Annotated in this window: 18 protein-coding genes; 10 read left to right on the top strand and 8 right to left on the bottom strand. The window is 68.2% G+C overall.

What is annotated here, in order from left to right:
- Positions 1–11: 11 nt before the first annotated feature.
- Genes CFB52_RS29760 through CFB52_RS29745 form a run of 4 tightly spaced genes read right to left on the bottom strand, consistent with a single transcriptional unit; the run spans position 12 to position 5,709 of the window.
- Positions 12–1,289, bottom strand: coding sequence for an MFS transporter (locus CFB52_RS29760; RefSeq protein WP_099318246.1), 1,278 nt, complete (start codon positions 1,287–1,289; stop codon positions 12–14).
- 28 nt (positions 1,290–1,317) lie between these two features.
- Entirely contained in the window at positions 1,318–4,140 is a 2,823-nt protein-coding gene (locus tag CFB52_RS29755; protein ID WP_099318245.1) for a molybdopterin cofactor-binding domain-containing protein, read from the bottom strand.
- The gene (locus CFB52_RS29750; RefSeq protein WP_099318323.1) at positions 4,121–4,975 is read right to left on the bottom strand and encodes a xanthine dehydrogenase family protein subunit M; all 855 of its coding nucleotides are present in this window, start codon (positions 4,973–4,975) and stop codon (positions 4,121–4,123) included. The genes CFB52_RS29755 and CFB52_RS29750 overlap by 20 nt, the downstream gene beginning before the upstream one ends.
- Before the next feature lie 56 nt (positions 4,976–5,031).
- The gene (locus tag CFB52_RS29745) at positions 5,032–5,709 is read right to left on the bottom strand and encodes a TetR family transcriptional regulator (RefSeq protein ID WP_059579268.1); all 678 of its coding nucleotides are present in this window, start codon (positions 5,707–5,709) and stop codon (positions 5,032–5,034) included.
- Between the two features lie 332 nt (positions 5,710–6,041).
- Between CFB52_RS29745 and CFB52_RS29740 the strand changes: the two genes are divergently transcribed.
- The 3 genes from CFB52_RS29740 (at position 6,042) to CFB52_RS29730 (ending at position 8,657) form a co-directional block, all read left to right on the top strand.
- On the top strand, positions 6,042–7,424 hold the full coding sequence (locus CFB52_RS29740; RefSeq protein ID WP_059579263.1) for a sensor histidine kinase: 1,383 nt from the start codon (positions 6,042–6,044) through the stop codon (positions 7,422–7,424).
- Positions 7,425–7,721: 297 nt separating this feature from the next.
- Positions 7,722–8,111, top strand: a complete 390-nt coding sequence (locus tag CFB52_RS29735) for a BON domain-containing protein (protein ID WP_059579260.1) — start codon at positions 7,722–7,724, stop codon at positions 8,109–8,111.
- A gap of 27 nt (positions 8,112–8,138) precedes the next feature.
- The gene (locus tag CFB52_RS29730; protein WP_226224397.1) at positions 8,139–8,657 is read left to right on the top strand and encodes a DUF3331 domain-containing protein; all 519 of its coding nucleotides are present in this window, start codon (positions 8,139–8,141) and stop codon (positions 8,655–8,657) included.
- A gap of 5 nt (positions 8,658–8,662) precedes the next feature.
- On the opposite strand, the gene CFB52_RS29725 is transcribed toward CFB52_RS29730, so the two are convergent.
- From CFB52_RS29725 to CFB52_RS29715, 3 genes are all read right to left on the bottom strand, one after another.
- On the bottom strand, positions 8,663–9,112 hold the full coding sequence (locus CFB52_RS29725) for a universal stress protein (RefSeq protein WP_226094162.1): 450 nt from the start codon (positions 9,110–9,112) through the stop codon (positions 8,663–8,665).
- Positions 9,113–9,193: 81 nt separating this feature from the next.
- The gene (locus CFB52_RS29720; RefSeq protein WP_059579252.1) at positions 9,194–9,730 is read right to left on the bottom strand and encodes an RNA polymerase sigma factor; all 537 of its coding nucleotides are present in this window, start codon (positions 9,728–9,730) and stop codon (positions 9,194–9,196) included.
- Between the two features lie 96 nt (positions 9,731–9,826).
- Positions 9,827–10,057, bottom strand: a complete 231-nt coding sequence (locus CFB52_RS29715) for a DUF4148 domain-containing protein (RefSeq protein ID WP_059638997.1) — start codon at positions 10,055–10,057, stop codon at positions 9,827–9,829.
- 480 nt (positions 10,058–10,537) lie between these two features.
- On the opposite strand from CFB52_RS29715, the gene CFB52_RS29710 reads away from it, so the two are divergent.
- The 4 genes from CFB52_RS29710 to CFB52_RS29695 all read left to right on the top strand — a co-directional run bounded on the left by CFB52_RS29710 (position 10,538) and on the right by CFB52_RS29695 (position 14,177).
- On the top strand, positions 10,538–11,209 hold the full coding sequence (locus CFB52_RS29710) for a response regulator transcription factor (protein ID WP_059638998.1): 672 nt from the start codon (positions 10,538–10,540) through the stop codon (positions 11,207–11,209).
- Positions 11,210–11,354: 145 nt separating this feature from the next.
- Positions 11,355–11,738, top strand: a complete 384-nt coding sequence (locus CFB52_RS29705) for a response regulator transcription factor (protein WP_059579247.1) — start codon at positions 11,355–11,357, stop codon at positions 11,736–11,738.
- Positions 11,739–11,871: 133 nt separating this feature from the next.
- Positions 11,872–12,951, top strand: a complete 1,080-nt coding sequence (locus CFB52_RS29700; protein ID WP_099318243.1) for a sensor histidine kinase KdpD — start codon at positions 11,872–11,874, stop codon at positions 12,949–12,951.
- Positions 12,952–12,983: 32 nt separating this feature from the next.
- Positions 12,984–14,177 carry an MFS transporter gene (locus CFB52_RS29695; protein WP_089465944.1) on the top strand — a complete coding sequence of 398 codons (1,194 nt, stop codon included), beginning with the start codon at positions 12,984–12,986 and terminating at the stop codon, positions 14,175–14,177.
- 10 nt (positions 14,178–14,187) lie between these two features.
- Here the strand turns inward: CFB52_RS29695 and CFB52_RS29690 are convergent, their stop codons facing one another.
- The gene (locus tag CFB52_RS29690) at positions 14,188–14,670 is read right to left on the bottom strand and encodes a cupin domain-containing protein (protein WP_089465943.1); all 483 of its coding nucleotides are present in this window, start codon (positions 14,668–14,670) and stop codon (positions 14,188–14,190) included.
- Positions 14,671–14,977: 307 nt separating this feature from the next.
- On the opposite strand from CFB52_RS29690, the gene CFB52_RS29685 reads away from it, so the two are divergent.
- The 3 genes from CFB52_RS29685 to CFB52_RS29675 all read left to right on the top strand — a co-directional run bounded on the left by CFB52_RS29685 (position 14,978) and on the right by CFB52_RS29675 (position 18,159).
- Entirely contained in the window at positions 14,978–15,526 is a 549-nt protein-coding gene (locus CFB52_RS29685; protein ID WP_059639001.1) for an RNA polymerase sigma factor, read from the top strand.
- Between the two features lie 20 nt (positions 15,527–15,546).
- Positions 15,547–16,389 (top strand): anti-sigma factor, encoded by an 843-nt coding sequence (locus CFB52_RS29680; RefSeq protein WP_257220751.1) that lies wholly within the window; start codon positions 15,547–15,549, stop codon positions 16,387–16,389.
- A gap of 306 nt (positions 16,390–16,695) precedes the next feature.
- The gene (locus CFB52_RS29675) at positions 16,696–18,159 is read left to right on the top strand and encodes a catalase (protein WP_059579234.1); all 1,464 of its coding nucleotides are present in this window, start codon (positions 16,696–16,698) and stop codon (positions 18,157–18,159) included.
- The last annotated feature ends 92 nt before the right edge of the window (positions 18,160–18,251 follow it).

Genomic DNA, 18,251 nt, shown 5'->3' with positions numbered 1-18,251 from the left:
CCGCCCCGGACTCAAAGCGACCGCGCCTTCGTCTCCGGCAGCAGCAGCACAGCCAGCAGCACCACGCCATAGGCCGCGCCGGCGAAGATCGCGATCGCGGACGCGAGCCCCAGCGAATGGCTCAACATGCCGACGAGGCTCGGAAACAGCGCGCCGATGCCGCGGCCGAAGTTGTACGTGAAGCTCTGCGCATTGCCGCGTACGGTCGACGGGTACAGCTCCGTCAGGTATGCGCCGACTCCGCTGAAGATCCCGCAGGACGAGAAGCCCAGCGGAAAGCCAAGCCACAGCATCTGCGCATTCGAAAGCGGAAGCGTCAGGTACAGGCACACCGACGCGAGCGACAGCACCGAGAACAGCATGAAGTTGCGTCGGCGCCCCCACCAGTCGGACAGGTACGCGCCGACGACATAGCCGCAAAACGACCCGACGACGATCACGAACAGATACGCGCCGGTGTCGAGCACGGACAGGTGCCGCTCGATCTTCAGGAAGGCCGGCAGCCACGTGGACATCGCATAGAAACCACCCTGGATGCCGGTGCACAGCAGCGCGGCCAGCACGGTGCGGCGCGCGTGCGAACGCGAGAAGATCGTCCACACCGACGGCTGGCCCGCGCCTTGCCGGCGCGCGGCGTCGGCCTGCACGAACGCTTCCGGTTCCGCCACGTGCTTGCGCACATACAGCACGAGCAGCGCCGGCACGATGCCGACCCAGAACAGGCTGCGCCACGCGAGCGACTCGGGCAGCACTGAGAACGCGATGCCGTAGAGCACCGCCGCGCAGCCCCAGCCGACGGCCCAGCCGCTCTGCACGAGGCCGACCGCCTTGCCGCGATGGGCCGGTGCGACGGTCTCGCCGATCAGCACGGCGCCCACCGCCCATTCGCCGCCGAAGCCGAGTCCTTGCAGCGCGCGGAGCACGAAAATCTGTTCGAAGTCCTGCGCGAAGCCGATCGCGAGCGTGCAGACCGAGAACCACAGGATCGTGCCTTGCAATACCTTGACGCGCCCGTAGCGGTCCGCGAGGATGCCGGCGATCCACCCGCCCACCGACGAGAAGATCAGCGTCACGGTGCTCAACAGCCCGGCCTTGCCGCGATCGAGGCCCCACAGGTCGATCAGCGAGGCCAGCACGAAACTGAACACCATGAAATCGAACGCATCGGTCGCCCAGCCGGCGAATGCGGCCTTGAAGGCGCGCTTGCCGGCCGGATCGAGTTCCGCGTACCAGGACGAGCGCCGTGCGGCGCCCAGCGATGCTTGATCGGCTTGTCTCGTTGTCGTCATCGTTCTTGTTCGCCAGGTAGGAACGCCGCTATCGAAGCGCGGCAACCGAGGTGCGGGCGGCGAGCGCGCGCAGCACGACGTCCGGCGTGGCGGGGGCTTCGCGGATGCGCACGCCGGTTGCATGATGAATCGCATTCAGGATGGCCGCCGCCGTCGGAACCAGCGCCGGCTCGCCGATGCCTTTCGCGCCGTACGGGCCGATAGCCGTCGGCGCCTCGATGAAGATCGACTGCACGTCGGGCATGTCGTGCACCGTCGGAATCACGTAGTCGTGCAGATTGTTGCCCTCGCCGGGGCGGTACTTCTCCATCAGCGCCATGCCGATGCCTTGCGCGACCGCGCCTTCGATCTGGCCTTCGAGCAGTGTCGGATTCACCATCCTGCCGACGTCGTGCGCGGCCACGACCTTCACCACGCGCACGCGCCCGCTGTCGCAATCAACCGCGACTTCCGCCATTTGCGCGCCGAACGCGTAGGTCGCGTACGGCGTGCCTTGCCCCGCCGCATCGAGCGACGTGGTCGGCGGATCGAAGCTTTCCTCGGCCGCGATCGCGTAGCCGTGCGCGTCGACCGGCAGCGCACGCAGGTCGAGCGGGCGGCCGTCGACGGCGATGCCGCACGCATCGGCCGAAATGCGCGCATCGGAAGCCGCGCCGGCGAACGCGAGCAGCCGGCGGCGCAGCATCGTGCCGGCGAGAAAGGCGGCGCGACCGGTGACGAGGGTCTGGCGCGACGCCGACGTGCGGCCGCAATCCGGCGACAGTGCGGTGTCCGGCCCGACGAAGTGCAGGCGGTCGACCGGCACGCCGAGTGCGTCGGCGGCGATTTGCGGAATGACGGTGTTCGCGCCCTGGCCGGCGTCCACCGCGCCCTGGTGCAGGACGATCGTGCCGTCGGGCCGGATGCCGAAGCGCACGGTCGACGGGTTCGGCAACGCGGTGTTGCCGCAGCCGTAGAAGAAGGCGGCCACGCCGACGCCGTGGCGCAGATGCCCCGGCGACGCCGCATTGAGCGTCGCGAGCCGCGCGTGCGCGTCGCGCCACGCGGGGCGCAGCGCATCGAGGCACGCGACGAGCCCCACGCTGTCGTCGAGCACCTGGCCCGTCGGCAGCGCGTCGCCGGGCCGCAGCGCGTTCATCGCGCGGAATTCGAGCGGATCGATGCCGGTCGCGAACGCGAGCTCGTCGATCAGCTGTTCCTGCGACATCGTCGTCTGCGGCACGCCGAAGCCGCGAAAGGCGCCGGCCGGCGTGACGTGGGTATGAATCGCGCGCGAGCGCGCCGTGTAGTGGGGAATCACGTACGGCCCGCCGGCATGCACGGGCACGCGGTTCGCGACGGCCGTTCCCCACGACGCGAACGCGCCGGTGTTGTAGTCGCCGTCGAACGTCACCGCGCGCAGCCGGCCGTCGGCATCGGCCGCCATGCTGGACGTGATGCGCGCCGGATGGCGCTTGGTCGACGTGGCCATCGATTCCTCGCGCGAGAACACCATCGCGACGGGCCGCCCGAGATGCCACGCCGCGATCGCGAGCAGCGGCTGGACCGTCATGTCCAGCTTGCCGCCGAAGCCGCCGCCGACCGCCGTCGCGACGACGCGCACCTGTTCGGGCGGGATCGCGAGAATGCGCGCGAGATCGGCGCGATGCGGATGCGGCGCTTGCGTCGACGAATGAATCTCGACGGTGTCGCCCACGCGTCTCGCCCAGCCAGCCTCCGGTTCGAGATACGCATGCTCGACGAAACTCGATGCGAACGTGGCCGTGACGACGTGGCGGGCGTCCCGTAACGCGTGCTCGGCATCGCCGCGGCGCACGAGTCCCTCGATCAGCACGTTGCCGGGGCGATCGGCGTGCAGTTGCGGGCTGTCGTCACGCCTCGCATCGTCGACCGCGAGGACCGGCTGCAGCGGTTCCCACCGCACCGGAAAGCGATCGAGGTCGAGCGCGGCGATCGCCGCGCGCTCGCCGACCACCAGCGCGACCGCTTCGAGATGGTGGCGCGCCTCGTGCTCCGCCAGCACGGGCTGGTCCGCATACGGGGTCGCGACGCCGTGCACGTTGAGGCCGGGCACGTCGGCGTGCGTGAGGATGCGATGCACGCCCGGATGCGCGTCGACGAATGCGGCGAGGTCGCCGAACGTGAAACGCGCGCGGTGATGCGGGCAACGCACGGCGCGCAGGAACAGGCTGTCGGCCGGATACGCATCCGCGCCGAAGCGCTGGCTGCCGTCGACTTTCCCGGGGCCGTCGAGGCGCGTGAGCGGGACGCCGACGGACGGCCCTTCGGCCGGCGCGGGCGTCCGCCCGCGCGCGGCCGCCCCGCAGCCGACCTCGGTCACGGCATCGACGATCTTCTGGTAACCCGTGCAGCGGCACAGCACGCCGTCGATCGCGGCCCGCGCGCTCGCACGGTCGGTGACTTCGCCGGCGTCGATCGCGGCCGCCGCCGCGGTGAGCATGCCCGGCGTGCAAAAACCGCATTGCACCGCCTGATGGGCGAGCAACGCGTCCTGCAGGCGGCTGCCGCACCGCGTGCCGTCGGCCAGGCCTTCGACCGTGACGATGCGGCGCCCCGCGACCTGCGCGACGGGAATCAGGCACGCGTAGCGCGCCTCGCCGTCGACGATCACCGTGCAACTGCCGCAATCGCCCTGGCGGCACCCTTCCTTGGTGCCGAACTGGCGCAGGTCGGCGCGCAGGTGGTCGATCAGCCGCTGCGCGCGGTCTGCCGGCAGGCCGCGCCGCGTACCGTTGAGTTCGAACCAGTCCGGTTCGGGGCGAGCCGGAGCGCTGTCGTCCGCTGTCGTATCGCGTACGTCGGCAAGCGGGTCAGGCGGGGAGTGGGCCACGGGCGTTCTCCTCGATGCAGCATGTGAAGGCGCGCGACACGGCCAGCCGCGCGAGATGAAGGCGATGCACTGCCGTCGCGCGGCAGTCGTCGACCGGCGTCAGCTCCGCGAGCGGCGCCGCTGCGATCGTGTCGGCCAGGTCGTCGCACCGGCGGCCGGCCAGCGCGGCCTCGAGCGCCCGCATCCGGCGCGCGACGCCGGATGCGCCGCCCACGGCGACGGCCGCTGCCGCTATCGTGCCGGCGGCATCGACGCGCAGCCGCGCGGCGGCCGATACGACGGCGATCGCCGGGCCGTCGCGATTCGTGTATTTGATGAACGACGTGCGATCGTGCGCGGGCGGTTGTACGAACAGCACGGCAACCAGCAGTTCGTCCGCATCGCGCGCGACCACGCGATTGCCTAGCAGGAATTCGGCCAACGGCAAGCGGCGCACGCCGCGCACGCTCGCCAGTTCGACGTGCGCGTCGAGCGCGAGCAGCGCGGGGATGCCGTCCGCGACCGGCGACGCGTGGCACACGTTTCCGCCGATCGTTCCCTGCACCCGAATCTGCCGCGGCCCGATGGTGGCGGCGGCTTCCGTGAGCGCCGTCGGCAGCCATGCCGTGCGCGCGATCGCGGCCCACGTGCTGGCCGCGCCGATCCGGACGACGTCGTCGCGCAGCGCGATGCCGTGCAGCGCGTCGATGCGGCTGACGTCCAGCCATGACGACCGGGCAGGCACGAGCGCGAGCTCCGCGAAGACGTCCGTGGCCCCGCACACGATGCGCGGCCGCGGTTCGGCGGCGAGCGCGCCGAATACTTCGTCGAGGGTGTGGGCGCGAAGATAGTTCATCACGACGGTGTGGGAATCTTCATGATTACGCGCGCCGATCTCGGCACGCAACGCATTCAATCGCCGGTCGATGCATCCTTGCGGACGACCCGCAGCACGCTGTCGATCACGAACGCTTCCCAGCGGCGCATGGCATCCGGCGCGTTCAGTTCCTCGCCGAGGAATGCGGACAGCGTATAACGGTTCGACGTATAAAAATACGCGGCCGAAATGATCAGCAGGAATACGTCGCGCGCGTTCAACCCGCTGCGGAACAACCCCTGTTCGACACCGCTGTCGAGAATCCGTGTGACGATCTGCACCGCGTGCGACGAATATTCGCCGCGCCGCTCGAGCTTCGACAAGTGCTTGCCCTGGTGCAGGTTCTCGGTATTCAGCAGCGTGATGAAATCGGGATTGCGCCAATAGTAGTCCAGTTTGAAGCGGATCACGGACTTCAGCGCTTCGACGGGATCGGAAGGGTCGGGCGCCATCCTGAGCTCCGCCTCGTCCATCCGCCGGTAGATGCCCTCGAGCACCGCGACGAACAGCCCCTCCTTGCTCCCGTAGTAGTAGTAGATCATCCGGTCATAGGACTTCGCCAGCCTGGAAATCCGCTCCACGCTGCCGCCTTCGTAGCCGTAGCGCGCGAACACCTTGGTCGCCGCGCGCAGGATCTTGTCGCGGGTTTCCTGTGCCGCTGCCTCCCGGACACCGGTTCCGCGCACCGCCTTGCCTTTTGCTGCCTGAGTCATACCGTTCCTACACCGGCACGGCCGTATGGCCATGCCGCATGAAAATACCCGAGATGGCGGCATTCCTTGAATTTGATACAGGGAACGCTACATGAATGTGAGGATTCTACTGATCTCGCGAGCGGTGCGCAACAAAAGATAAATATCGATATGAATCAATGCTTTATCGTTGTGGTTTGAGGTGGTTGGCCGCAGGATAACGCACCGGAAACGTATCTTCACATTTTTATTTCGAGAAAGTGCTGCTAACATTCGTTTGTGGAGTACTCACTACATGAAACGTAGAATTCAGGTCGGACGAGGCCGAAATCCGGTACGCGGGAGATAGACGCATGAACAACGAACTCGACGATTCCTGCAGCGCTTTCGCTGCGCGGACGGTGTGGAAATCGGCCGCCGACGCGGCCGGTCCCGACATGAGCCCGGTCCTCGACGAACTGATGGGTCGATCGCTGCTCGCGCCGGACATGCACGTGTTGCGTCACGTGTCGCGCGCGATGGCCGACGAGGTGCCGCCGGCAGCGCGCATCGGCGCGCTGCTCGATGCCGCGATGCACGGCGCGGCGGCCACGTGGGGGGCGATCGCGGTCCTGCGTGAAGGCGGCTGGGAGCGGGCCGCCGACGCGACCGCGCCGAATGCGCCGCGCCGGGAGCGACCGCCGGCCGATCGACTGCCGGTTCCGATCGTCGCCGCCGCCGTGCACCTGCGCAACGGACTCGTGCTGCGCGACGCCTGCGCGGCCGACCAATGGCGCACCGACGACTACGTGCGCCGGCGCAAGCCGCGCGCGGTGATCTGCGTGCCGATCCGATGCAACGGCGCATTGCTCGGTGCGCTGTATCTCGAACACGGCGACTTGCCGGGCATCTTCACGCCGGCGAAGGTCGCGCTCGTGGAGATGATCGCGCTGCACGCGGGGTTCGTCCTGGAGAACCTGCGGTTGCGCGACGAGCTTGCCGCGCAGCACGCGCGGCTGTCCACGATGGAAGCGGCGATGCGCGACGCACAGTCCGAGATGGATCGCGTCGGCCGGCTCACCGCGTACGGCGAGCTGGCGGCGTCGATCGTGCACGAGGTCGCGCAGCCGGTCACGGCGATCGACACGTCGGCGCGCGCCGGGCTGAACTGGCTCGATCGCGGCGTGCCGAATATCGACGCGGCCCGCGAGATGCTCGCGCACATCTGCGCATGCGCGGTGCGTGCGCGGACCATCATCAGCGCGTTGCGCGCGAAGGCGCGGCAGGCGGCGCCGGTGTTCGCCGAGTTCGATCTCGCGGATGCACTGCGCGAGACGGCCGACATCCTGGAAAGCACGCTCGACGCGATGAAGGTGCGTTTGCGGATCGACGGATGCGCGGCGCCGCTGCCGATGCGCGGCGAACGCACGCAGTTGCAGCAGGCGATCATCAGCCTGCTGATGAACGGCGCCGAGTCCATGCTTCGCACGCCCGAGCACGAGCGTGTCATCGTACTGACGTGCGAGTCGGACCGGAACCGGGTGTGCATCCGGATCGACGATCGCGGCGACGGCTTCGATCCGCAGCTGGCCGCGCGTCTCTTCGAGCCGCTGTTCACCACGAAGCCGCACGGAATGGGCATGGGATTGTCGATCTGCAAATCCATCGTCGACGCGCATCACGGTCAGCTCGCGCTGACGCCGCGGCCGGACGGCGGAACGCGGGCAACGGTGACGCTTCCGCTGTTTCCGATGTGAGCGGGCCAGGCACGATCGCGAGCGGATGCGCATGAACGGACCGGATGCCTATACCAACGTATGCGATACCTCATGCCGATGCATCACCCCGAACACCTGCAGATGCTATGGAGCGCGTCGACGCATCCCCTTATGCTGGTTCCACCGGTACACGGATCGCAACGACGACGGTTTCGCGGCATGCGTCGCGCCTGATGCGCGAAGCTGCGCACGCGCGATCCGTTCGCATCGTGACGATGCGCGTCACCGGCACATGCGTAGTGGTCGACTCGATACCAGACATCCAAGGAATCCATCATGAAACTCCGACACATCGTCGTAACCGGCGGCCTGGCCGTTGTCCTGATCGCAGGCGTCAACCTGCGCGCGTTCGCCGACGAGCGGCTCGATACGGCCGGCGCGAACGCCGCGGTCACGTCCACGCCGGCGGCCGGCACGTCGAAGAAGGCGGTACGGGCAGCCAACCGCACGTTCTCGCGCACGGTCGAGAAGGCGTTGTACCGGACGAAGGGGCTGGAAGGCATGCCGATCGCGGTGTTCGGCAACGCGGCGACCGGACGCGTCACGCTGTCGGGCCAGATCACGAGCGAAGACCAGGATCGTCTGGCGGTCGAGGCGGCGCGCAAGGTGCGCGGCGTCACGTCGGTCAACAGCCGGCTCACGCTGCGCGAGGAAGGCGGCGCCTGAGCGACGCGCGGGCGCATCGCCGGCGGCATGCGTGCGCCCGCTTTCATACGACTGACCCGATCGGTGGGAGAAAGGGTGATGGCGACACTGCCTGAAGCAGACATCATGATTCGCACGTTGATCAATGTCCTCCATCCTTCGCTGGAGCAACGCGACGTGTGCCTGCAGGCGCAGCGCACGCGATACAAGTCGCGTCGCCTCGGCTTGCGCCTGGACGACGACGATCGCGCATTCGCGCGAGACGAGCCGCTTTCCGCGATCGCGGTGATCGAGCGCCTTTCGTCGTCGTTGATCAGCGTGTCATGGAGCGATGCGCGTTCGGGGCGATACACCGAGCAGATCTGGTGCAGGAGCCGCGCACGCGCGCCGGCGGTCTGCGCGTTGACGGGGCGCACGATCGAGCGCGGTGACCGCGTGTTTCGTCCGCGCGCCAGCGATGTCTGCCTGAGTGCCAATCGGCAGCGCATGATCCTCGCCGCGACCATTGCGCCATGCAGCGACGCACCGGTGCACGACGCGGTCGAGCGGGTCGAGGCGGCCGCGTGACGGGCCTACGCCGCATCGACCGTCACGACGATCAGGGACACGCCGCGAAGGCGCTCGGCCAGATCGAAATGGACGGGGCGCCCGCGCCACCAGCGCGCGATTCCGCTGCGGGCCCGGTGCCCGACGACGACGAGGTCGGCGCGCGTCGTCATCGCATGCGCGGCGACGGCATCGGCCGCACGTCCGAAGCGCACGAAGCCACGCGCGACGATGCCGTCGTCGGCGAGCGTGCCGAGCGCGCGTTGCAGTTCGTCCCGGGCGAACTCCTCGAGACGACGGTGCGCGAGATCGCTGAGCAGCCCGGCCGACTGCGCGTTCGCGGTTGCCGGGTCGACCACGGCCACGACGTCGACCGCCGCGGACAGCGCGCGCGACAGCGCCGAACATCGCGCAAGCGCGGCCTGAGCCTCATCGGTTCCGTCATAGACGAGTAGCATCCTGGAAAGCGCTGACATGTGGGTTTCGAGTCGTGAAGGGCCGGGTGCCTCCGTCGTTGCGGAAGCGCTTGCCTACACTGAACACGCGACGCGCGCGGTTTATTCCGCGGCCGGTCGTGCAAGCCGCGCGTGCGCCGTGCCGGATGCATCGAGCGCGACGCGAATCGCTTTGCGCGCCCGCGATATCCGGCTCATGATGGTGCCGACCGGGACGTCCAGTGCGGCGGCGGCTTGCCGATAGCTGAGTCCGTCGATGCTGACGAGCAGCAGCGCACTGCGCTGCGATGCCGGCAACCGCTCGACGGCGGCGAGGATCTGGCCGACGGCGACGCGCGTCTCGGATGCGGCGCGCGGATCGGCGACCGTCTCCGCCGCTGCGTGGCTCCATTCGAGCAGCAGGCGATCGCGATGATTGCGCCGGCGCAGTTCGTTGAGCCAGATCGAATGGATGATCGAGAAGACCCAGCTGACGGGCGATGTGCCGGCCCGCAACTGATGCGCGCGTTCGAGGGCGCGAAGGCAGGCGCGCTGCACGAGCTCGTCCGCGTCGTGTCGATTCGCGGTCAACCGCATCGCGAACGACCGCAGGCGCGGCAGCAGGTCGGGAAGCATCGTTGCAAGTTCGGTTCGCTTCATGGGAAGGCGGCGTGCCCGAAGTCGCGGGGGCAACGCGGTGACGGCGCGGATGCCGGCGGTGCGCGCCGGTACCCGGCCGGTTGGCAGGATGGGCGATCAATGCCCGGAATAGAGCTTCCTGAGCGCGTCGAGCTCGCCGTTCCGACGCGCGAGCGCGAGCTCGTGGCGGACTTCCGAGCGGGTCTTCGGCATCGCGGCGACGGGCGCCCATTGCGTGGCAGCCGGTGCGTCGTAACCGGCGGCGGCCGACTCGGCGGGGGACGCCGCGTACACCGATGCGGTGGTTGCAAGGGCGGCGAGCACGAAGGTGATTTTCGAGGCATTCATGTGAATCTCCTGGAGCGGGATGGATGGGAACGTCGTCGCGGCACCCGATGGCGACGCCCGCATGGGGCCGCCGCGTCGTGGTTGGCGTCAGGTGCCGCCGTGTGTGTATTGAGCGCCTGGCAGGTATCTCGCATGTGTCCGGTGCGCGCCGTTTTGCAAGGTCATGTATCGATGCGAAAACCCGATACATGCGGATACAGATGCGCGCGACGGCGGGCGCAAGCGGAGCGGGTCGGGCAGGCGACGTTCGCGTTCGTCTGCGCGCCGGCGCCGCCGTACGCGCGAGTGCCGCGCGCGTGACGAAGTCGAGGCGGGGCATGAACCGCGGGTGCGCGGCCCGCGGTTGCCGCGGCGGAGGGCGGCTGGAATAATCCGCGGGGGGGGCGTGTTTTCAAGGGTGCCGCGCGCCGCGCGGCGTGCGTCGCGATGCCGTCGAACCGACCGCGGCCGCTCCAGCACATTCACAAGCGAAGAATTGCAATGCCCGAGATCAGAATGCCAAACGTGGCGCCTTCATCCGAAGACCAAAGCGGCCGTGTCGTCTACGTCGTCGACGACGACGAATTCGTGCGGGCCGCGTTGACCGGCCTGCTGCGCTCGATCGACCTGGAGGTGCACGCATTTGCGTCGACCGAAGCATTTCTCGCGGCGCCGAAGGGCAGCGGCCCGTCGTGCCTCGTGCTCGACGTGCGGTTGCGCGGGCAAAGCGGGATCGCGTTCCAGAAGTCGCTGGTCGAGAACGGCGGTCCGCAGATGCCGATCATCTTCATGACGGGGCACGGCGACATCGCGATGACGGTGAAGGCGATGAAGGCGGGCGCGGTGGATTTCCTGACCAAGCCGTTTCACGACCAGGAAATGATCGATGCAGTGGTGGCGGCGCTTGAGCGCGACGCGAAGCGCCTGGAGGCCAGCCAGTCGCTGCTCGACCTGCGCGCATGCTGGGAATCGCTGACGCCGCGCGAACGCGAGGTGCTGCAACACGTCGCGACGGGGCTGATGAACAAGCAGGTGGCGGGGAACATGGGCATTGCGGAGATCACGGCGAAGATCCATCGCGGCCAGGCGATGCGAAAGATGAAATGCCGTTCGGTCGCCGAACTGGTGCGCAAGATGAGTGCGCTCGGCATCGAGCTGCCCGCCGGCGATTAGCGTGAACCGGCCCGGGCCGAGCGCGGTCGGCGCAAGGTCGACCCATACGTAGATATGGTGGCGGCGCGGCAGCGCGCGGGTATGCTGGCGATCTGGATCGCAGTATGTGGGACGGGCCGGTCCGTTCCCCTCGCCATCAGCACGGATGCCTCTTTCACTCTCAGCCACCGATCTCGTAGCGATTGTCGACGACGACCCGTTCGTGCGCGCCGCCGTGAGAAGCCTCGTGCGGTCGCTGGGCGGGAACGCGTGCGAGTTCGCGTCGGGAGCGGCATTCCTCGCGTCGGACGTGTCGCGCCGCGCGGGTTGCCTGATCTGCGACGTCCAGATGCCGGCGATGGACGGCATCGACCTGCTGGCGCGAATCGACGCGCTGGGCCTGCGCATTCCTACCCTGTTCGTCACGGCGTTCGCGACGGCGCGCGAACGCGAGCGCGTGCGCGCGAGCACCGCGCTGTGCCTGCTGGAAAAGCCGCTCGATGCGCGGGAGCTCGAAACGTGGCTCGCGCGCGCGCTCGGTTACGTCTGATCGGCGGCCGTGCCGCGCTGCCAACCTAAACCTTCGTAGGGGATGAATGGCCGCTTGTTTGATGGTGCGCGGCCCCGCTGCGTGTTTTCATCTGTCTCGTACCGTCCGCGGCGACGGCGACAGGAGAACCAAGATGGCGAACTTTCCGACTTTATCGTCAGAAGCCTTGTTTGAGTCCAGGCTCACGCGCGCGCTGCGCACCCTCGTCCGCACGATCTTCGCGCATGCGCGCGAGTTCGTCGTCTGGCCGGTGCGCTTCATGCTCGCAACCGGTGTACTGCTGGCTGCGGCGGCGATGTACGACGTGCGCGCGATGCTCGCGCGCGCGTGGCAGACGGCGGCGACGCACGAGCTGTTGATCGCCGCTGCATTCGCGGGCCTGGTTGCACTGGTCGCGGCGGTACTGGGGCTGAAGCTGCTCCGCCTGATGAGACTGGACGCGACCGTCGGCCGCCTGGCCGATGCGATCGGGGACAACGGCATCGAATCGCTGCCCGACACGTTGATCCAGCGCGGTGCGCCGTCGGTGGCGAAACTCGCGCGCGCGATCGACGGCGCGCACCGCCAGCACGCCGAGCGCATGACGGAATTGCTGCACGTGCTGGCCGCCTATGCGCATGACCTGCGTACGCCGCTCACACGGTTGATGCTGCGCAGCGGGATGCTGGAGGACGGCGCGTTGCGCGACGCGATCGAGCGCGATCTGGCGGAGATGAATGAGCTCGTCGAGGCGAGCCTTGTGTGCGCACGGCTGCAATGCAGCGTGCCGGAGCCGCCGCGCCGCGTCGACGCCGATGCGCTGCTCGGTGCGCTGGTCGGCAACTATCGCGACGCCGGCCAGCGCATCGGCCTCGACGGACGCGTGGGCCTTCCGCTCGTGACCTTCCCGCATGCGCTGCGCCGTGTGCTCGTCAACCTGATCGACAACGCATTGCGTTATGGGGACGACGTTCGCGTATGCGTGCAGGTCGACGCGCGGCGCGTGATGCTGACGGTCGTGGATTCCGGGCCGGGCATCGTGCCGGCGGAGCTCGAGGCGGTGTTCAAGCCGTGGTACCGCGCGCCGCAGACGGCCGCGCGTGCGCCGGGCTCGGGGCTCGGGCTCGCGATCGCGCGTCGGTTGACGCGGGCGATGCAGGGCGAACTGCAATTGAACAATCGCAGCACCGGCGGCCTCGAGGCGACAGTGACGCTGCCGCTTGCGGTCGCGTGAGCCGATACGGCATGTCGAAACGAACAGGGGGCGTGATGGCCGGTGCGGATACGATGTCCCCGCGCGTTGCGTCGTTCGTGCTGCTCGGCGCGCTGCTGACCGCGTGCGGATACGGCGCGACGTTCCTGCTGTCGATGCATTTCCGTTCGGCGGGCGGGGGCGAGATCGATACCGGCATCGCGCTCGTCCAGGCGCTGGTCGGTGCGCTGCTCGGCCTGCCGCTCGTCGCGTGGCTGGCCCGCTGGATCGGCACGGCCCGCACCACCGCGCTGGCCGCGCTGATGGTCGGCGCGGGCGTCGTCGGCTTCGCGCTGATCGGGCGCACCGGCTCGTTGAGCGCCGTGCCCGGGCTGCTCGTCGGAGTCGGCTGGGGCGGCTTCTATCTGGCCGCGCCGATGATGCTCGCCGAGCGCACCACCGATCACGAGCGCGAGCGCTGGTTCCTGCGGTTCGGGTCGTTCCAGATGGCCGGCGTCGGCGGCGGGCCGGCGGTTGCGGCGCTCGCGATACGCAACTGGCACTGGACGACCGGCACCGTGTTTTGCACCGTCGGCGGCTTGTGCGCGATGGCCGCGCTGATGCTCGAGTATTTCGGCCGCCTGTCGCCGGCGTCGCCGCCGGCCGCACGGCCGGCGCGCGACCGGTGGGTTCGCGAGATGGCGGCGATCGCCCGCACGAACGCGATCTATCCGATCGCCATCATCGCGCTCGGCTCGAGCGTGTTCTCGGGGCTGATGACGTTCCAGATGTCGATGGCGACGGAAACCGGCGTGAAGGCCGGAACGTTCTTCGGCCTGTATTCGGCGACGGTCGTCATCATTCGCTGGCTGCTCGGCGCGCTCGTGATCCGGATGCGCGTCGACGCGACCACGCAGATCCTCCTCGGCTTCATGATCCTGAGCGTCGCGGTGACGTTCGCGGTGCCGCACAACGCGCTGCTTCACTCGGCCAGCGCCGTGCTGCTCGGCACCGGCTACGGCCTGATCTATCCGATCGTGCAGGCGCAAGCCGTCAACAGCGCGCACACGCGGCACCGGCACGCGGTGCTCACGTGGTTCGTCGCGTCCTATTTCGTCGGCGTGTTCGGCTTCCCGGCGCTCGGCAGCCTGGTGCTGGTCAACCTGGGCCGGACGATGCTGCTCACGCTCATCGCCGCATGCGGATTGGCGGCGCTGGTACTTTCCATCGTCGAACACCGGAAGCGGATGGCGCCGGCGGCGTGCTGAGCCCCGTGCGCTATCGCGCCGCTGCCGGAGGTTGCGAGGCGGAGGGGGCGGGTTTCGCGTCGTCGGGGTTGTACGTGGCGTAGAGCTTGGTATAGCCCGGCGTGTCGAAATGCCCGGTCCATCCCTTCGGCAGCGTGACCGCTTCGCCGGTCTTCACGACCATCACCGAACCGTCGGACGACGTCAGTTTCACGCTGCCGGACAGGAAGTACAGGAATTCGTTGTACGGCAGCCCTTGCGGACCGGCGATTTCCTCGTGCGAGGGCCCGGATCGGTACACGCCGGTCTGGAAGGCCGTGTCGGTGGACGTGAACGTCACGGCATCCGCATCGTGCCCGGGAGCGGCATCCTGCTTCGCCGCGTCGCCGCGCGCGAAGATGGCGCCGGCGAGGTCGGAGGCCGACGCCTTGATCGGCTTGATGGTCTGCGCGCACGCTGCATTCGAGATCGCGATGCCGGTGAAGACCAGCGTGGCGAGTGCATGTCGGTACATCGGTAGTCTCTCCGTGGAAGTTGTCCTGGACGAACACGCGAAAGGGTGCTCGCCGTTGCAGCGCCATTCTCCTGGAAAAACCCGCGCGTGGGCGAGCCCGTGTCGGCCGCGTGCCGACCGATTTGTATCGTATTGCGTACGTGCGCGGCATGGATACATCGTGATGCAGATGGAATATCCGGGCCGTCCAGCTGTTTACGGGCTGGAGGGGCGCTGCCCGGTCAATTTCGCCAACACCCATGCACACACGTCAGATACTGCAGTCGATCAACGCCGGCCCGGCGCAACCGCGGGGGGCTCGACGTCGATGACCGCCGCCGAACTGTCCGCGATGCTCCCTGCAATGCTGCCGCGGCTGTGGATTTTCGCGCTGCGCCTCGCCGGCGATCGGCACGATGCCGAGGATCTCGTGCAGTGTGCGTGCGTGCGCGCACTCGAACGCGCCCATCAGTTACAGCCGGAAACCGCGCCGCTCAGCTGGATGTTCTCCATCGTCCAGTCCACGTGGCTCAACGAGCTTCGCGCGCGCAGCGTGCGGCGGCGCGCGGGCATGGACTGGGACGATGAACTGCTGGAAACCGTGGCCGATCCCGCGGCGTCAACCTTCGAGCAGCAGGCGCTCGATGCACAGATCGTCCGGGCGGTGCAGCAGTTGCCGGAAGCGCAGCGCGTCGTCATGTTGCTGGTCGGCGTCGAGGGTTTCACGTACAGGGAAGCGGCCAACGTGCTCGACGTACCGCTCGGCACGGTCATGAGCCGGTTGTCGCGTGCACGCCAGGCGATCGGTGCGCTGTTCGGCGAGCAAGGCGCACCGCGTGCAACGCGCGCGGCGAATGCCGAAGACCAGGGGGCATGAAAATGGACGACATCCTGCTCATGGCATACGTGGATGGCGAACTTGCGCCGCATGAACGCGCCGAAGTCGACAGGGCGATCGAAACGTCGGCAGAGATCGCCGCGCGCGTTGCGTTGTTCGAAGCGTCGGTGTTGCCGTATCGCCGTGCGTTCGAGCGACAGCCGGTGCCGCCCGTGCCGCCGCGCCTCGTCCGCGAGGTCGACGGGCTCGCGCACGCGCATGCCGCGCCGGCGGCGCCGTTCGCGAACGCAGACGATCGGCGCGCCGCGGTGCCGGCCTCGCCGCCCGGGCGCTCACCCATGCGTGCGATGGTGCCGTGGCTCGCGGTGGCCTTCGTCGCCGGCGCGTTCAGTTGCGGCGCCATCCTGCGCTACGCCCCGGACACGGCTGTGCGCGATGTCGCGGCACAGCGCGAATCCGTGACCGCGCAGGCGACGATGTCGCCATGGATCACGGCGGCCGTGAACTGCCAGCAGCTGTACACGCGCGATACGGTGGCGTCCGACGCATCGAATCTCGCTGCCGTCGCGCGTACGGTCGACAGCGTTCACCGTGTCGACGGGCTGCCGATCCGGATTCCTGACTTGCGCGCGGCCGGTCTGACGTTCAAGCGCATCCAGCGCCTGAACTTCAACCGCAAGCCGCTCGTGCAGATCGTCTATCTGCCCGAGAAGGGCCTGCCCGTCGCGCTGTGCGTGATGAAGGACGAACGACCCGATACCGCGCCCGGCCGTCGGCAGGTCGGCAACATGGATGTCGTGACCTGGCGCCGGGCCAGCCTGGCCTACGCGCTGATCGCGGCGTCCGGCGAGACGGACCTCGGCGCGCTCGGCGAGCGGATCGCCGCCGATGAACGATCGTAAGCAACACGAAGGGGCACGCCGAGGTTGTCGGCACCGCGATGTCGCGATGAGGCGATCCCGTGCGGCGCGCGACGCCGCCGCTACGGCTTCACCGCATCGCGGGTGCGTGCCGGCATGGTCCGAACAGGCGTGACGGCGCGGCGCGTACAAACGGATACACGCCAGACAAATCCCGGATACATCGCCCGTTTCTAATCGATGCATGGATCGGCCGACGGCCGTCCTCACGACGCGCGATACCTGAACCCGTGGCGGGATGCGCGCGACTGACGAATCGAAACCGCAGACGGTTGGGGGAAACTGGACATGTCAGAGAATCGGGTTCCGCGCGAACTTGCGCATGCGAACGGCGCACCAGTCAGCAACAACGTGAACATCCAGACGGCCGGCCCGCGCGGCCCCGCGTTGCTGCAGGACGTCTGGCTGATCGAGAAGCTCGCGCACTTCGATCGCGAAGTGATCCCGGAGCGCCGGATGCATGCGAAGGGTGCCGGCGCATACGGCACCTTCACCGTGACGCACGACATTTCGCGGTATACGAAGGCGAAACTGTTCTCCGGGATCGGCAAGCAGACGCCGATGTTCGTCCGCTTCTCGACGGTGGCCGGCGAGCGCGGCGCGGCCGATGCGGAGCGCGACATCCGCGGCTTCGCGCTGAAGTTCTACACCGAGGAAGGGAATTGGGATATCGTCGGCAACAATACGCCGGTGTTCTTCTTTCGCGATCCGCTGCGCTTTCCCGATCTCAACCATGCCGTCAAGCGCGACCCGCGCACGGGCATGCGCAGCGCGGAAAACAACTGGGATTTCTGGACGCTGCTTCCCGAGGCGCTGCACCAGGTGACGATCGTCATGAGCGAGCGCGGCATTCCGCGCTCGTACCGGCACATGCACGGCTTCGGCAGCCATACCTACAGCATGATCAATGCGTCGAACGAACGGACGTGGGTGAAATTCCACTACCGCTCGCAGCAAGGCATCGAGAACCTGACCGATGCGCAGGCCGAGGCGCTGATCGCGAAGGACCGCGAAACCCATCAGCGCGATCTGTACGACAGCATCGAGGCCGGCAATTTCCCGCGCTGGACGCTGTACATTCAGGTGATGACCGATGCGCAGGCGAAAGCATTCCGGTTCAACCCGTTCGACCTGACCAAGGTATGGCCGAAGGCCGAATTTCCGCTGATCGAGGTCGGCGAATTCGAACTGAACCGCAATCCGGACAATTTCTTCGCCGAGACGGAGCAGGCCGCGTTCTCGCCCGCGAACGTCGTGCCGGGCATCGGCTATTCGCCCGACCGGATGTTGCAGGCGCGCCTCTTTTCCTACGGCGATGCGCAGCGATACCGGCTCGGCGTGAACTTCGCGCATATTCCGGTGAACGCGCCGAAGTGCCCGTTCCACAGCTACCACCGCGACGGCGCGATGCGCACCGACGGTAATCTCGGCGGCGCGCCCGCGTACTGGCCCAACAGCAGCGGCGCGTGGTCGGACCGGCCGCAACAGGACGAACCGCCGCTCGAACTCGACGGCGCGGCCGCGCACTGGGATCATCGCGTCGATGACGACCATTACCAGCAGCCCGGCGATTTGTTCCGACTGATGGACGCACGGCAGCGGCAGCGTTTGTTCGACACCACCGCACGGCAGATTGCCGGCGTGTCGCCGGCGGTGCGGCAGCGTCACATCGACAACTGCTCGCGGGCGGACCCGGCGTACGGTGCAGGCATCGCCGCCGCGCTCGAGCGATTGTTCGCCGAACGGGGATGACCGGCGGTATCCGGCGCTGCGCAACGGCAAACGCCGCGACCCGGTGACGAAGCGGGCCGACCGGGGAGCGGTGCGGCGAACCTGCACGGCGC

Source organism: Burkholderia sp. AU18528, assembly GCF_002223215.2.
Lineage (GTDB): Bacteria > Pseudomonadota > Gammaproteobacteria > Burkholderiales > Burkholderiaceae > Burkholderia > Burkholderia semiarida.
This window is presented reverse-complemented; position numbering and strand designations above follow the sequence as displayed.